Source organism: Achromobacter deleyi (genome assembly GCF_016127315.1).
In the GTDB taxonomy this organism is placed as follows: Bacteria; Pseudomonadota; Gammaproteobacteria; order Burkholderiales; family Burkholderiaceae_B; genus Achromobacter; species Achromobacter insuavis_A.
Genome location: NZ_CP065997.1, coordinates 5,662,251 through 5,676,889, shown reverse-complemented (window position 1 = coordinate 5,676,889; position 14,639 = coordinate 5,662,251). Strand labels below are relative to the sequence as shown.

General features: G+C 70.9%; 13 protein-coding genes. 4 read left to right on the top strand and 9 right to left on the bottom strand.

All coding sequences use genetic code 11. From position 1 onward, the window contains the following. Positions 1–2 precede the first annotated feature (2 nt). From I6I07_RS25475 to I6I07_RS25435, 9 genes are all read right to left on the bottom strand, one after another. Positions 3–1,904, bottom strand: coding sequence for a tetratricopeptide repeat protein (locus I6I07_RS25475; protein WP_198484220.1), 1,902 nt, complete (start codon positions 1,902–1,904; stop codon positions 3–5). 105 nt (positions 1,905–2,009) lie between these two features. After that, complete coding sequence (locus I6I07_RS25470; RefSeq protein ID WP_198484219.1) at positions 2,010–4,388, bottom strand: TonB-dependent siderophore receptor; 2,379 nt, start codon at positions 4,386–4,388, stop codon at positions 2,010–2,012. Between the two features lie 81 nt (positions 4,389–4,469). Beyond that, the gene (locus I6I07_RS25465) at positions 4,470–5,534 is read right to left on the bottom strand and encodes a FecR family protein (RefSeq protein ID WP_198484218.1); all 1,065 of its coding nucleotides are present in this window, start codon (positions 5,532–5,534) and stop codon (positions 4,470–4,472) included. Beyond that, positions 5,531–6,139, bottom strand: a complete 609-nt coding sequence (locus I6I07_RS25460) for a sigma-70 family RNA polymerase sigma factor (RefSeq protein WP_198484217.1) — start codon at positions 6,137–6,139, stop codon at positions 5,531–5,533. Before I6I07_RS25460 ends, I6I07_RS25465 begins: the two co-directional genes overlap by 4 nt. 40 nt (positions 6,140–6,179) lie before the next feature. Further along, positions 6,180–6,572, bottom strand: coding sequence for a DUF2784 domain-containing protein (locus I6I07_RS25455; protein WP_198484216.1), 393 nt, complete (start codon positions 6,570–6,572; stop codon positions 6,180–6,182). Between the two features lie 93 nt (positions 6,573–6,665). After that, positions 6,666–7,241, bottom strand: a complete 576-nt coding sequence (locus I6I07_RS25450) for a restriction endonuclease (protein ID WP_198484215.1) — start codon at positions 7,239–7,241, stop codon at positions 6,666–6,668. After that, on the bottom strand, positions 7,238–7,462 hold the full coding sequence (locus I6I07_RS25445) for an RNA-binding S4 domain-containing protein (RefSeq protein WP_006394670.1): 225 nt from the start codon (positions 7,460–7,462) through the stop codon (positions 7,238–7,240). Before I6I07_RS25445 ends, I6I07_RS25450 begins: the two co-directional genes overlap by 4 nt. Before the next feature lie 34 nt (positions 7,463–7,496). After that, positions 7,497–8,180 carry a DUF502 domain-containing protein gene (locus I6I07_RS25440; RefSeq protein ID WP_198484214.1) on the bottom strand — a complete coding sequence of 228 codons (684 nt, stop codon included), beginning with the start codon at positions 8,178–8,180 and terminating at the stop codon, positions 7,497–7,499. A 109-nt stretch (positions 8,181–8,289) separates the two neighbouring features. Then, a complete protein-coding gene (locus I6I07_RS25435; protein WP_198484213.1) occupies positions 8,290–8,757 on the bottom strand; it encodes a winged helix-turn-helix transcriptional regulator in 468 nt (155 codons plus the stop codon). A 135-nt stretch (positions 8,758–8,892) separates the two neighbouring features. Here I6I07_RS25435 and I6I07_RS25430 point away from each other — a divergent pair, with 135 nt between their 5' ends. The 4 genes from I6I07_RS25430 (at position 8,893) to I6I07_RS25415 (ending at position 14,494) form a co-directional block, all read left to right on the top strand. After that, complete coding sequence (locus tag I6I07_RS25430) at positions 8,893–10,194, top strand: D-amino acid dehydrogenase (protein ID WP_198484212.1); 1,302 nt, start codon at positions 8,893–8,895, stop codon at positions 10,192–10,194. 185 nt (positions 10,195–10,379) lie between these two features. Continuing rightward, positions 10,380–11,507 (top strand): metallophosphoesterase family protein, encoded by a 1,128-nt coding sequence (locus tag I6I07_RS25425; RefSeq protein ID WP_198487670.1) that lies wholly within the window; start codon positions 10,380–10,382, stop codon positions 11,505–11,507. Continuing rightward, a complete protein-coding gene (locus I6I07_RS25420; protein ID WP_198484211.1) occupies positions 11,504–14,131 on the top strand; it encodes an AAA family ATPase in 2,628 nt (875 codons plus the stop codon). Before I6I07_RS25425 ends, I6I07_RS25420 begins: the two co-directional genes overlap by 4 nt. Positions 14,132–14,281: 150 nt before the next feature. Next, complete coding sequence (locus I6I07_RS25415; protein WP_198484210.1) at positions 14,282–14,494, top strand: hypothetical protein; 213 nt, start codon at positions 14,282–14,284, stop codon at positions 14,492–14,494. The last annotated feature ends 145 nt before the right edge of the window (positions 14,495–14,639 follow it).

The following is a 14,639-nucleotide window of genomic DNA, read 5'->3' as shown; positions in this document are numbered from 1 at the left end:
CCTCAGTCCAGCAACGCCTGCACCGCAGCTTGCGCCGGTCCCGCCAGCGGCTGCTCGCGTTGCAGCCGCGCGATCTTTTCCTCGAATTCGGCCACCACGTCGGGCCGCACCCTCTTCATGGCGCGCACGGTCTGCGCCAGCAGCAGGCGCGCGTTGACGCTCTTTGGGAAGTCCAGGCACTGGCGCAGGTTGCCGTCGAGGATCTCGCGTTCGCCGTTGAGCTGGCCCGGCTGCTCCGGGTTGGCGCCGTTGCAGCGTACCGCCAGCAGCTGTTCCAGGCGCAGCAGGTAATACGGGAAGGCCGCGCCGTCCGGCACCGTGTAGTTGGCCGGCGTCGCCAGCGGCGGCTGGGCGGTGGCGCGGCCCACCAGCGCCACCAACTCTTCCGTCAGGCGCTGGATCGCGGCGGTCGGGTCGGCCATCGGGAATTCGGCCGACAGGGCGCCGACGCACTCGGCGTCTTCGGTGCGCACCACGCGCACCTCGGCGCGCCACGGCTCGGCGGTGGTGACCAGGTGCGAGATCACCACGTAGTCGCTTTGCGCCTCGCACTGCTGCGCGTAGCCGATGGCATCGGCGTCGTCCCAGGCCGCGCCGCTCAGCAGGAAGCCGGGATGCGGTTCGGTCAGCCACGGCACCAGCGTCTGCGTGCGCAGGCCGCAGCGCAGCGCCAACTGCTCGTTGAAGTACAGCGGCAGGGCGCGGCTCAGGCGGCCGGTGGCGTCGGCCAGTTGCCGCTCGGCGCGCTCGGGCGCGGCGCCGATCTCGGCCGAGCCGCCCAGGAGCGACACCAGCGGACGATCGGGCGTCACCGGTGTGAACAGCGCCGCCGCGGGCGAATCGGGCGTCAGCCAGACCGGGCCGCGGCCCAGCAGCATGGCCAGCCGCATCTGCGCCGGCTCGGCCGCGCCGTCGCCCAGGGCGGCGCGCGCCAGTTCGGTGTCCCAATAGGCCAGGTTGTCCTTCCAGTCGGGGCGCTGTTGCGCGTAGAGCTGGTCGAGGATGGCGCGGGCCTCGCCGGGCCGGCCCAGTTCGACGTAGGCGCGGATCAGGTTGTTGCCGACCTGGATGCCGTGGCTTGCCGCATCGAAGCGCGGCCCGGCCAGTTCGACGATCGGCTCGATCGCGCCGGCGTTGCCCAGGTCGCCGCTCATCTGCGCCAGCAGGTCGGCGGGCGTGGGCGTGCCGGCGCGCGCCAGCGCTTCCAGGTACATCGCGAGCGCGCCCGACAGGTTGTGCGAGCCCAGTTCGCCGTGCGCCAGCCACAGTTGCGCGCGCCAGCTGCCGGGCAGCGCGGCGACCTTGCGCATGGCGGCCACGCCGGCCGCATCGCCGCCGTGTTCGCGGTGGATGGCTTCATACCAGCCCAGGCCGTTTTCCTGGTTGGGGTCCAGTTCCAGCGCGCGCCACAGCGTTTCCACGGCGGCGGGCTCGTCGCCGCGCTCGTCCTGGATCTTGGCCAGGTTGGTCAGCACCACGCCGGTTTCGCCATGCTGGCCGATGAAGCCGCGCAGCGCGCGCTCGGCCTCGTCCAGGCGGCCGGTCTTCATGTAGACGATGGCCTGCAGCACCACGCCGCGTTCGGCGCCGGGTTGCAGTTCGACCAGGCGGTCCACGGGCCTGACCATTTCATCGATGAAGCCGTCGCCGAGCGACTGGACGATCAGGCCGGACAGGGAGTCGGCGTCGTCCCAGTGGCGCTCGATGGCGCCGGCCAGCACGTTGTCGCGCCACTGGTCGCGCGGCACGAAGATTTCGCGGCCGTAGGCGTCGTAGGCGCGGATCGGGGCTTCCGTGGCCGGCGCCTCGGCCTGGGCGGCGGGGGCCGTGGCGGGCGAGGGGGCATCGGTGGCGCCGGGGGTCGGCGCGGCCTTTCTGGCCAGCAGTTTGTCGAGGAAGCTCATGCGCGTGTCCGGTAGGTCTGGACCGTCACTATACCGGGCGTCTGGCGGCCGCCCGCGGCCCGGCGCGGCGGACCGCCGCGCGCAGGGCCGCGCCTTGCGCCACCGTTACCAGGCGTAGCGGGCGGTCAGGTTCACCGAGCGACCATAGCCGTAGTAGCACCAGGTGATGCTGTTGCAGGCGGTGATGTATTCCTTGTCGAACAGGTTGTTCACCGTCAGCAGCAGGCGCCAGTTGCCGCGCGTGTAGTGCGCCTGCGCGTCCACCAGCGTGTTCGAGCCGCTCTTCCACAGGTTGGCCGAATCGCCGTAGCTGCTGCCGGTGTAGCGCACGCCGCCGCCCAGGCCGAAGCCCGGCGCGATGTCCTGCGGGAAACGGTAATCCACCCACAGCGCCGCCTGGTGGCGCGGCTGCGATTGCACCTGCTTGCCGAGCGTGGCGGGATCGGTGGACTGCTCGACCTTGGCGTCGGTGTAGGTATAGCTGCCGATCACGGTGACGCCGCTGGTCACCTGGGCGCGGGCTTCCAGCTCGACGCCGCGCGAGCGGATCTCGCCCTGCTGGATCTCGTAGCCGAACACGGGCGCGTTGACGTCCGTGACCAGCACGTTCTTCTGGCGCAGGTCGAACACCGCCAGCGTGTACAGCGATTCGCTGTTGGGCGGCCGGTACTTGATGCCGGCCTCCACCTGCGAGCCGGTCACCGGCACGAACGGCGTGCCCGAATAGGTGCGGCCGATCGCCGGTTCGAACGAGGTGGCGTACGAGACGTACGGCGACACGCCCGACTCGAACAGGTAGTTCAGGCCCACGCGGCCGGACCACTTGCGGTCCTGCTGGTCGGTGCGGGTGTTGGCCAGCAGGTCACGGGTCTTGGTGTCGACCCAGTCGTGGCGCCCGGACAGGGTGCCGACCCAACCGCCCCAACGGATCTGGTCCTGCAGGTAGACGCCCATCTGCTGCTGCACCTGCAGCGTGTGCTGGGTGTCGTCGGGCTTCTTGATCGGCGCGCTGCCGTAGACCGGGTTGAAGGCGTCTAGCGTGGGCGCGTCAAAACCCATGCCCACCGCGTAGTCGTTGCGCGAGCGCTTGTAGTCGAAGCCGGCCAGGAAGGTGTGCGACAGCGGGCCGGTGTCGAGCTTGTACTCGGCCTGGTTGTCGATCGAGAACATGCGCGAGTTCTCGCGCGGCGTGTAGGTGTAGCGGTTCAGGGTGGTCAGGCTGCCGGGCGCGAAGCCCAGCAGGCCCACCGACGGATGGTCCACGTCGGTCCAGTTCATGCGCGCGTTCTGGCGCAGGGTGAGCTGACCGTTGACGCGGTGCGCGAACAGGTAGCCGAGCGACTGGGTGTTCTTTTCGTAGCGGTCGAAGCCGGGCTCGCCGCCATAGAAGCTGGGGCGGATCTTGCCGTTGGGGTTGGGCAGCAGGGTGCCCTGGGCCGGCAGGAAGCCGCCCCAGCCGCGCGAGCGCGCGCCCTGCAGCATGGCCAGCACCGTCAGGCTGGTGTCGGCGCTGGGGTTCCAGGTCAGCGACGGCGCCAGCAGGTAGCGCCGGTCGTAGCCGTAGTGGCTGGGCGTGCCGCTGTCGCGCGCCAGGCCGACCACGCGGTACAGCAGCTTGCCGTCCTCGGTCAGCGGGCCGGTGAAGTCGCCGGTCAGTTCCTTGCGGTCGTCGGTGCCATAGGACAGGCCCAGCTCGCGCGCGGCCTCGGCCTGCGGCCGCTTGCTCACGGCATTGATGAAGCCGCTGGGCGGCAGGGCGCCATACATCACCGAGGACGGTCCCTTCAGGACTTCGATGCGCTCGAGCGCGTAGGGCTCGTAGCGGGTGTTGGCGGTCCAGGAACCGTCCGGCAGCGGCAGCCCGTCGAGGTATTTGGCGGGGGCGAAGCCGCGCACCCGGATCCAGTCCCCGCGCGGGTCCTGGCCGTAGGCGGCGGCCACCACGCCCGAGGTATAGCGCAGCGATTCGTCGATACCGGTGGCGCCCTGCAATTCGATCTGGTCGCGCGTCACCACGGATACCGACTGAGGCGTCTCCAGCAGGTCGCTGTCGGTCTTGATGCCGGTGGAGGTGCGGCGCGCGACGGCGCCATAGACCGGGCTGGTGGCGGTTTCCTCGCTGCCCGTGACGGTGATCTGCTCCAGCTGCTGCACCGGTTGGGCGGTCTCGCGCGACACCACCACGGCGCCGCCGTCGATGCGCGCGGTCAGGCCGCTGCCCGCCAGCACCCGTTCAAAGGCTTCCTGCACCGTCAGGTTGCCGGACACGGCGGGCGCGGTCAGGCCCTGCACCATGGCGCCGCCGGCGATCAGGTCCAGGCCGGCCTGGCGCGCCAGCGCGTTGAGCGACTGGCCCAGGGGCTGGGCCGGCAGGGTGGCCTGGATGCGGACGGCGGCCGCGGGCGTCTGGGCCTGCGCCGGGCTGGCCAGCGCCAGCCAGAGCGCCAGGGTCAGGGGCGCGACAGTGAAGCGGGGGTGTAGCATGCAAGTCCTCGTCTGAGCATGAGAATGGATACATTTCTCATGTAGACGCGGCAGCCTCGAAAAACCCTATGTCGGCGCCGCTCATTGGGCGCTGTCGATGCTGGGCGGTTGGACGCGGGTGTCCACCCGCACCGGCAGGGCCTGCGGCAGGATGCGGTAGAAGCCGGCCGGATTGCGGCTGTCGAAACTGCCCGTCAGCCGCAAGGCCGCCACGCGCGGATCGGGCAGCGCGGGCACCGGATGGCCGTAGCGGCCGAACTCGGCCAGCACCTGGCCCAGCGGGGCGTTGTCGAAGGCCAGGCGGTGTTCGAGCCAGGGCGCCACGGCGGCCGCGTCGATCGGCGTCACGCGCCCGGGCATGCCGGCGGCGTTGACCGCCAGGCGCTGGCCGGCGGTCAGGTCGGCGGCGTAGCGGCGGCTGTCGGGCAGCCAGAACTGCCACCAGCCGGCCGGGTGTTCGGGGCCGACGCGCACGTGGCCGGCGGCCACCTCCACCTGCAGCCCGGCGTACCCCGGCACCGACGGGGTGTGGCGGACGTTGAAGCGCGTGCCGACGACGCGCACGCGGACCTGGTCGGAGATCACGTCGAAGGGGCGCGCGCGATCGGGATGGACCTCGAACATGGCCTGGCCTTCGGCCATCACGACTTCGCGCCGTTGGGGATAGAACGCGATCTCGACGCGGGTGGCCGAATCGAGCGTCAGGCGGCTGCCGTCGGGCAGCACGATGGCCTGCTGTTCGCCGGGGGCGGTGGCGTATTGCGCGCGGTACTGGGGCGTGGCCGGGGCCAGCGTCATGGCCAGCCACAACAGCGCCGCACAGAGAGCCAGCGCCACCGGCGCCAGGCGCCACCAGGCCGGGCGCGGGACAGGCGCGCGCCGTCCTGCCCGCGCCGCGGACGTCGCCGGGGCGGCGTCCAGGGCGCGCAGCGCGGCGCGCGCGGTGTCGGGCACGGCGTCGAGCATCGACCAGTCGGCCTGCCAGCGGGCGTAGGCCTCGGCGTGCAAGGGCGAGGCCGCCAGCCAGGCGCGAAACGCGGTTTCGGTGGCGGCGTCGGGCCGGTCCTTGCGGCGCACCAGCCAGTCCAGTGCGGCGGCGTCGGCCGCGGCATCGGCCGGTGCGGGCGGCGCGGGGTTCATGTTCATGGCGGCAGGGGTTCGTGGCTGGGCGGCGAGGCGGTGGCCACGCCGGCGCGCACGTCCCATTCGGACTTGGCGCGGCGGCAGGCCTGCATCGCCACCTTGATGTGCTGTTCCACCATTTTCCGCGAAATGCCCATCCGTTCGGCAATGTCGCCGTGGGACAGGCCGTCGAAACGATGCATCACGAACGCCTGGCGGCAGCGCGGCGGTAGCGCGGTGATCACCGCGAGCAGGGCGTCCACCGCCTGCGCCGACATCGCCGCCGTCTCGGGCTGGCTGGCGGCCGGCGCGGCGATGTCTTCCAGCGCAATCTCGTCGGAGTCGCCGTCGCGCGGCTGGCCCTGGCCGCGCACGACGTTGCGGCGGTACTGGTCGGTCAGCAGATTGCGCGCCGTGCGGTAGAGCAGGGCGCGCGGTTCGGTCAGTTCGCGCTCGCCCTGCTGCGCGGACAGCACGCGGGCGTAGGTTTCCTGCACGGCGTCCGCCGCCGCATCCGAATTCCTGATGGTCCGGTTGCAGAAGTTGAGCAGTTCGCGGTAGTAGCGCTCGAGCACGGCGAGACGGGCAAAGGGGGCGGACGGGCCGTGGGCCGGGTGGGCCGGGCACATCGCTGCAAGGAGATTGTAATGAGAATTGATACTGATTATCTCATAATCCGACGGTGGCGCGAGCCTGCCGGGCCTGCAAGCGCCGCCGCGCCCAGAGGCCGTACACCAGCAGGTTGCCGGTCACCAGCGCGACCGCCAGCAGGATCTGGACGCCGCGCGTCAGGCCGTCGGGGTAGATCACCGCCAGCACGTAGTGTTCGATGAAGCCGCCGGCGTAGCCCTGCTGCCCGGCCTGCTGGCGCAGCGAGACTTCCAGCGGGGTGAGCGGGCAGATCCAGCCCATGCCGATGACCATCGCGCCCCAGGCCAGCGCCGGCAGGTGCAGGTAGGCCAGGCGCCAGCGCCACAGCGCCAGCAGGCCGCCGAACACCACGAAGGCGACGAACAGGCCGTGCAGGATCAGGACGGCATCGGCCAGCAGGCGGTAGATCATGCGGCAAGTTCTCCGGGTGCGGAAGGCGCGGCTCGGGCGCCGCGTCCGGGGCGGGATGGCGCGGCGCCGGGTATCAGGCCCCGGCGCCAGCGGTCAGGGCTTCAGGTCGCGCAGCAGCTTGGCCAATTCCGGCGCCGTCATCAGCGACACGCCCTCGGCGCGGGCATATTGCAGCGCGTTGTCGGACACCTCGCCCAGCGCGATGTAGATGGCTTCGCGCGCGCCGCGCTTTTCGCGCGCCGCCTGCAGTTCACGCAGCGGCTCGACGCCGACCCGCGCGGCCTTCCAGCGCTTGGCGCTGACCATGGCGACGTGGCCGTCCTTGGTCAGGGCGAAATCGGCGCCGGGGCCTGGCAGCCGTTCGACCTCGCAGCCATCGCGGCGAAAGCCGGCCTCGACCGTGGCGGCGAATTGTTGCCACGACATGGCCGCGGCGGCCTGCGCCACGGCGTCGACGCGGGCGCCCGACGGCGCGCGCAACTGCTTGTAGGCCGCCATGATGGCGATCACAGCGAACGGCACCGCGGCGAACACGCCCATGGCCGCGTACTCCAGCGGCAGCGCGGCGAACCCGCCCACCGACAGCAGCAGCGCCACGCCGGCGCTCATCCACCACGGCGAGCGCAGCAGCACCGCGAAGATGGAGTTCTGCGACATCTTGAACTTCATGACGCGCGCACCACGATACGCACGTCGCCACAGGTGACGATCTGGCCGGGACGGATCTTGGCGGTCTTGCGGCTTTCGACCACGCCGCCCACGCTCACGTGGCCTTCGGCCACCAGCATCTTGCCGGCGCCGCCGCTGTCGCAGACGCCGGTGGCCTTGAGCAGCTGGTTGACTTCAATAAAGGGGCTGCCTTCGGCAAGCGTGAATTCGATGATGGGCATGGCGCGAACGGGTATGCAATAGGGATCGGGCGGTTCAGGCCTGGCCGCCGGGGACGTTGCCGCCGGCGGGCGGGGCCGGCGGCGCGGGCGGTGCGGGCGGGATGTCCACGGGCGCGACGGGGCGGCCGTTGCCGGACTCGGCGCGCGCCATCCAGGCGATCAGCGACGAGCGCATGGCTTCCTCGACCGACATCTGGATCGGCTGCACCCATTCCTGCGGCACGAACACGGTATAGCCCCCGATCATATAGCCCATCGGCAGGTAGACGGCGACCCGGTCGCCCTGCGTGAAGCCTTCCGGCAGGCCTTCCAGGTTGCGGCGCGTCACCAGGCCGACCAGTTCCAGCTGCTGGCCCGGGATGCGCAGGATCACGACCTGCTGTGCAGTGGCCTTGGAGCTGGGCGAGAAGTAGTCGGCGAAGCTCTTGAGCGACGAATAGATGCTCTTGACCACCGGCAGGTTGGTGAACGGCATTTCCAGCAGCACCATCACGCGCTTGACGCGTTCCTTGGACACCAGGTAGCCGATCGCCAGGATGCCCAGGATGCCGAGCAGCAGCCCCAGGCCGGGGAAGTAGAAGCCGCCGATGAAGGGACGCAGGAAGGTCAGCGCCACTGCCTCGGTCCAGGCCAGGAAGATATAGAGCAGGTAGATCGTCAACGCCAGCGGCAGGACGGTGATCAGGCCGCGGAAGAAGTACTTGTAGAGACGGGTCATAGTCGTAAAGCCAGGAAATCAGGGTCGGGTCCGGCGTGGCGCGCGGACCGGAAGGGCCGCCAGCATAGCAGCAGGCGGCGCGGGGTCCGGTAACAAGTGCCGCGAATCGCTACCGGTCGACGGGCAGGTACAGGGTCTCCTTGATTTCCTCCATCACGACGTAGCTGCGCGATTCGGCCGACGCGGGCAGGCGTTTGAGGATTTCGCCAAGAAGACGGCGGTATTCATTCATCTCGGTCAGGCGGGCCTTGACCAGGTAATCGAAATCGCCCGACACCAGGTGGCATTCCATCACCTCGGGCACGTACAGCAGCTCTTTCTTGACCTTGTCGAACACGTCGCCCGACTTGGCCGAGAGCTTGATCTCCAGGAACACCAGCAGGTTCTTGCCGAGCGCCGCCGGATTGACGCGCGCATGGTAACCGGAGATCACGCCCTCGCGTTCCATGCGCTTGATCCGGTCGGAGCAGGGCGTGGCCGACAGGCTGATGCGCTCGGCCAGTTCCGTGACGGAAATACGGCCTTCCCGCTGCAGGATATCCAGGATTTTCAGGTCGATACGGTCGAGGTCGCGCATTTCACTTCTGGTGGTTGAAAAAGAATGGCTTGCCGGGAAAAACCACTGCCGAATAAAAATCTTCAGTGATTTTCACTGTGATGAGGCTCATAGACTACCGAAATTCCTGACCAAATCCAAACTTCGGAAAGAATCATGCATGTGATCGTCCTCGGCAGCGGCGTCATCGGTACCACCACCGCCTACTACCTGGCCCGCCAGGGCGCGAAAGTGACGGTGCTGGACCGCCAGCCCGGCGCCGCCCAGGAGACCAGCTACGCCAACGCCGGCCAGGTGTCGCCGGGCTATTCCACGCCCTGGGCCGCGCCCGGCATCCCGCTGAAAGCCATCAAGTGGCTGTTCAAGAAGCACGCGCCGCTGGCGATCCGCCTGGACGGCAGCCTGTACCAGTTGAAGTGGATGGCGGCGATGCTGGCCAACTGTTCGGCCGAGCGCTACGCGGTCAACAAGGAACGCATGCTGCGCCTGGCTGAATATAGCCGCGACTGCCTGCGCGAGTTGCGCGCCGACACCGGCATCCATTATGAAGAGCGCGCCCGCGGCACGCTGCAGCTGTTCCGCACCGAGGCCCAGATGGACGCCGCGCGCCGCGACATCGCGGTGCTGGAAGAAGTGGGCGTGCCCTACGAGCTGCTGGACCGCAACCGCCTGGTGAGCGCCGAGCCGGCGCTGGCGCGTTCGCTGCACAAGCTGGCCGGCGGCCTGCGCCTGCCCAACGACGAGACCGGCGATTGCCGCCTGTTCACCACCCGCCTGGCCGAAATGGCCGCGGCGCTGGGCGTGGAGTTCCGCTACAACCAGCCGGTGACCGGGCTGAACACCGCCGGTGGCCAGGTGACCGGCGTGCGCGTCGGCAACGAGGTTTTGACCGCCGACCGCTATGTCGCCGCCTTCGGCAGCTACACCCGCGGCTTCCTGGAGCCGCTCGGCCTGGACCTGCCGGTGTACCCGGTCAAGGGCTACTCGCTGACCATTCCGATGAAGGACGAGGCCGCCGCGCCGGTCTCGACCATCCTGGACGAAACCTACAAGATCGCCGTCACCCGCTTCGACGACCGCATCCGCGTCGGCGGCATGGCCGAACTGTCGGGCTTCGACCTGCGCCTGAAGGACGCGCGCCGCAAGACGCTGGAGCTGGTGGTCAACGACCTGTTCCCCGGCAGCGGCGACGTGGCCCGTGCCGAGTTCTGGACCGGCCTGCGCCCGATGACGCCGGACAGCACGCCGGTGGTCGGCCCGACCCGCTATGGCAACCTGTTCCTGAACACCGGCCACGGCACGCTGGGCTGGACCATGGCCTGCGGCTCCGGCAAGCTGGTGGCCGACCAGGTCCTGGGCCAGCGGCCGCAGATCCGCACCGACGGCCTGGCGCTGTCGCGCTACGACCGCCACGCCCCGGCCGAACGGCCGCTGGTGCTGGACGGCAAGGGCGCCTGATTCTCCGGCCCGTTCCCCGCGCCTCTTTCCCCCGGCGCCGGCCATAAGCCGGCGTCCCGACGGCCCGCCCGGCGCACAATGCCGGCCGGGCCGTTGTTCCTCCGGGGCGTGCCTGGGATATTCCTGCGACACCTTGCGGCATGCCGAGGGTCGTATCGATGAGCGCCGGCCTCTACAATCCCGGCATGACCCATTTCCTGCATACCGCCGATTGGCAGATCGGCCGTCAGTACGGCCAGTTCGAAACCGATGACGCCGCCTTGCTGGCCGAGGCCCGCTTCGATGTCGTCGCGCGCATCGCGGCGCTGGCGGCCGAGCGCCAGGTCGACGCGGTGCTGGTGGCCGGCGACGTGTTCGACACCCAGGCCGTGTCCGACCGCACCATCCGCCGCCTGTTCGCCGCGCTGGCCGCCTACGCCGGCCCCTGGGTCATGATCGCCGGCAACCACGACGCGGCGCTGGCCGACAGCGTCTGGAGCCGCGCGGCGCAACTGGGCTGCATTCCGCCCAACGTGCAGGTGCCGCTACGTACCGGCGTGGTCGACCTGGCGGCGCAGAACCTCGCGGTGCTGGCCGCGCCGCTGACCCAGCGCCATACCTACGACGACGTCACCCAGGCCTTCGACGCCCTGGAATCCGGGCCCGGCCGCATCCGCGTGGGCCTGGCCCATGGCAGCGTGGCCGGCCGCCTGCCCGACACCATCGACGCCACCAACCCCATCGCGCCCGACCGCGCCGCCCGCGCGCGGCTCGACTACCTGGCGCTGGGCGACTGGCATGGCTGCCTGTCGATCGACGAACGCACCTGGTACGCCGGCACGCCCGAGCAGGACCGCTTTCGCGGCAACGAACCCGGTTACGCGCTGGACGTGCGCATCGCCGCGCCGGGCGCGACGCCGCAGGTAGAGCGCGTGGCCACCGGCAAGTACCGCTGGTCGGCCTGGACCGAAACCCTGAGCCTGCCGACCGACGCCCAGGCGCTGGCCGAACGCCTGGCGGCGCTGCGCGCCGAAGACGTGCTGCGGCTGGAACTCCTGGGCCACGTCAACGTGCCGACCTGGGAGGCGCTGCAACGCGCCGTGGACCAGGCGGCGGCGCAGGCGAGGGCGGTGCTGCCGGACTTCTCCGGCCTGCTGCTCGAACCCGACGAGGCCGACCTGGCGCAACTGGGCGCCAGCGGCTACGTCGGCGAAGTGGCCACGCAATTGCAGGCCATGCAGGCCGACCCCGATCAGGCGGCGGTGGCCGGCGAGGCCCTGAGGCTGCTGCTGCGGTTCCAGCGCGAAGGCGCGGCCGCGGGAGGCGCACAATGAAGCTCACGCGCATCGCCCTCGAAGAATTCCGCAAGTTCCGCCAGCCTCTGGTGCTGGATGGCCTGCAGGATGGCCTGAACCTGTTCGTCGGTCCCAACGAAGCCGGCAAGAGCACCGTGGCCGCGGCCATCCGCGCCGCGTTCCTGGAGCGCTACAGCACCCGCACCGTGTCGGATCTGGCGCCGCGCGGCGAGAGCGGCGCCCGGCCTGGCGTCGAGCTTGCCTTCAGCCATGCCGGCCATGATTACCAACTGAAAAAGCACTTCCTGTCGCGGGCCCGCTGCGAGCTGCTGATCGACGACGGCGCGCAGCGGCTCGACGGCGAGGAAGCCGAGAACGCGCTGGCCGCGCTGCTGGGTTTCGAGCTGGCCGCGCGCGGCCAGAGCAAGCCCGACCTGGCCGGCGTGCCGGGCCTGCTGTGGATCCAGCAGGGCGACGGCCAGAACCTGCAAACCGCCGCCGGCCACGCCGGCGGGCACCTGCGCGAGGCCCTGACGCAATTGTCGGGCGAGCTGGCCTCCGGCGACGGCGACCGGCTCTACGAGCGCGTGGCCGCCGAGCGCGCCACCTTGCTGGACGCGCGCAACGGCCGCCCCAAGGGCATCTACAAGGACGCCGAGGACGCGCTCGCCGCCGCCCAGGCCGAACGCGATCAATGCGCCCAGGCCAAGGCCCAGCTCGACGCCGACGTCGACCGGCTGGCGGCGCTGCGCGCCGAACACGCGCGCGCCGAAGCCGGCCAGCCCTGGAAGGATTTCGAGGCCCGCGCCGCCGAGGCGCGTGCCCGGCTCGCGGCCGTGGCCAAGGAACGCGAGGCCTTCGAGGCACTGCAACGCGAGCAGCGCCAGGCGGCGCAGACCCTCGCGGTGCTGCAGGAACAGGTGCGCCGCGACCAGCAGGACGAAGCCGAATTGCAGGCCCTGGTGGCGCAGGCGCAGGCCGCCCGCGCCGCGGTCCAGGAGGCGCAGGCGCCGCTGGCCCGCGCCCGCAATCAGCGCGACACGCATGTTGCCGCCGCCGAGCAGGCGCGCCAGCGGGTCGCGGCGATGCAGGCGGTGGCCGACCGCCGCGACCTCGAACACCAGCTCGACCAGCTGGCGCGCGACATCGAACGCCTGGACGGCGCGCTCGAAGAAGCCACCCGCCTGATCGAGCAGGGCTCGACCTTGAAGGCCGAGGCGGTGCGCATCGAGATCGCCGATGCCGACATCCAGGCCTTGCGCAAGAGCGAACGCGCGCTGGGTGACCTGCAACTGCGTCAGCAGGCCATTGCGACGCGCCTGTCGTACGCGCTGGACGCGGGCCGCGAGGCCCGGCTGGACGGCGCGACGCTGGCCGGCAGCGGCGAGTTGCTGCTGACCGCCGCGGCTGAACTGGAATTGCCCGGCCTGGGCCGCCTGCGCATCGAGCCGGGCGGCCAGGACCTGCCGGCGCTCAAGCGCGAACTGGCCGAGATGCAGGCGGCCAGCGCCGCCTTGCTGTCGCGCCTGGGCGTGGCCCACGTGGCCGAGGCCGAGGAACGCCACGCGCGCGGCATCGACTTGCAGCGCGAACTGGAAGCCATGCGCAAGACGCTGGCGATCCACGCGCCCAAGGGCGTGGACGCGTTGCGCGGGCAACGCAACGAAGCCCAGGCGCGGCGCGCGCAACTGGCCGAACGGTTGGCATTGCTGCCGCCAGCGGCCGAGGCGGGCGACGTCGATGCGCCCGCCGCGCGCCAGGCGCTGCGCGTTGCCGAAGCCAGCGCGGCGCAAGCCGAACAGGCCCTGGCGGCGGCCCAGCGCGCGCTGGATACCGACAACGCCCGTGCCCAATTGCTCGACACCCAGGCCGCCACGCGCGGCGCCGATCTGCAATCGCCCGAACGCGCGGCGCAGCGCCAGGCGCGCGCCGGCCGGCTGGCCGAAGCCCGCAGTGGCCACGACCTGCTCGAGCAGCGCCTGCATCAGGCGCAGGCCGCGCTGGAGGCGCTGCGTCCGGAACTGCTGGAACAGGACGCGCAGCGCTACGAGAAATCCGCCGCCATCGAGCGCGACGCCCAGCACAAGCGCCACAGCGAGATCCAGCAGTTGCTGGGCAAGCTGGAACAAGCCGGCGCGCAGGGCCTGGGCGAACGCCTGTCCGAAGCCGAGGCCGCCTGCGAACGCCTGCAACGCCGCCGAGACGAATTCCAGCGCCGCGCCCAGGCGCTGGAACTGCTGTCCACCTTGCTGGCCGGCAAGCGCGACGCCGCCACGCAGCGCCTGCAGGCGCCGCTGGCGCGCCGCCTGAGCCACTACCTGGCGCTGCTGTTCCCCGATTCCGCGCTGCGCCTGGACGAGGCGCTGCTGCCCGCGGCCCTGCAACGCACGGGTGGCGAGGATCCACTGGACGCGCTCAGCTTCGGCACGCGCGAACAGCTGGGCATCCTGGCGCGCTTTGCCTACGCCGACCTGCTGCGCGAGGCCGGCCGGCCGACGTTGCTGCTGCTCGATGATGCCCTGGTGCACACCGACGACGGCCGCCGCGACCTGATGAAGCGCGCGCTGTTCGATGCCGCCACGCGCCACCAGATCCTGATGTTCACCTGCCATGGCGAGGCCTGGCGCGACCTGGGCGTCGAGCAGCGCCGCATCGGCGCTTGATGCCTTGTCGGCAAGCCCAACCCGCGCCGGCAGGCGCGCACCGGTGCGGGCAAGCGCGTCGCCGGCTGCGCGCAGGCGCCGGCCAACTTGACGCCACTGCGCCGCGCCGGTAGCCTACACGGGTTCATCACCGAACCCGACGCGTCTCACATGCCCGACTTCACGCCATCCGCCGAATCCGCCTTTGCTGCCCGCGCAGCCGGCGCCGGCCTGCGCGCGAGCCTGCGGCATGGCGTGTCGCCTCCCGTGGTTTCTCCTGTCGTCTCGACGGTCGTATCGCCGCCGGCCGCGCCGCCGCCGCCGTGCGAGGTCGTCGTCGGTGTCGCGGGCGCCTATCCGCCCGTGGCTGCCGTCGTCGGCTGACCGCCGCTCACTTCCCGCTCCCGCTTTATCGCCTGGATCCGCCGCGCTGATGCGCTGACGCGTCAACACGTTCGCGTCCGCCCGCCGCGTGTCCATGCCTGATCCGTCCGCGCGTCGCAAGCCGCGCGGCGCCGCGGGAGCCTGT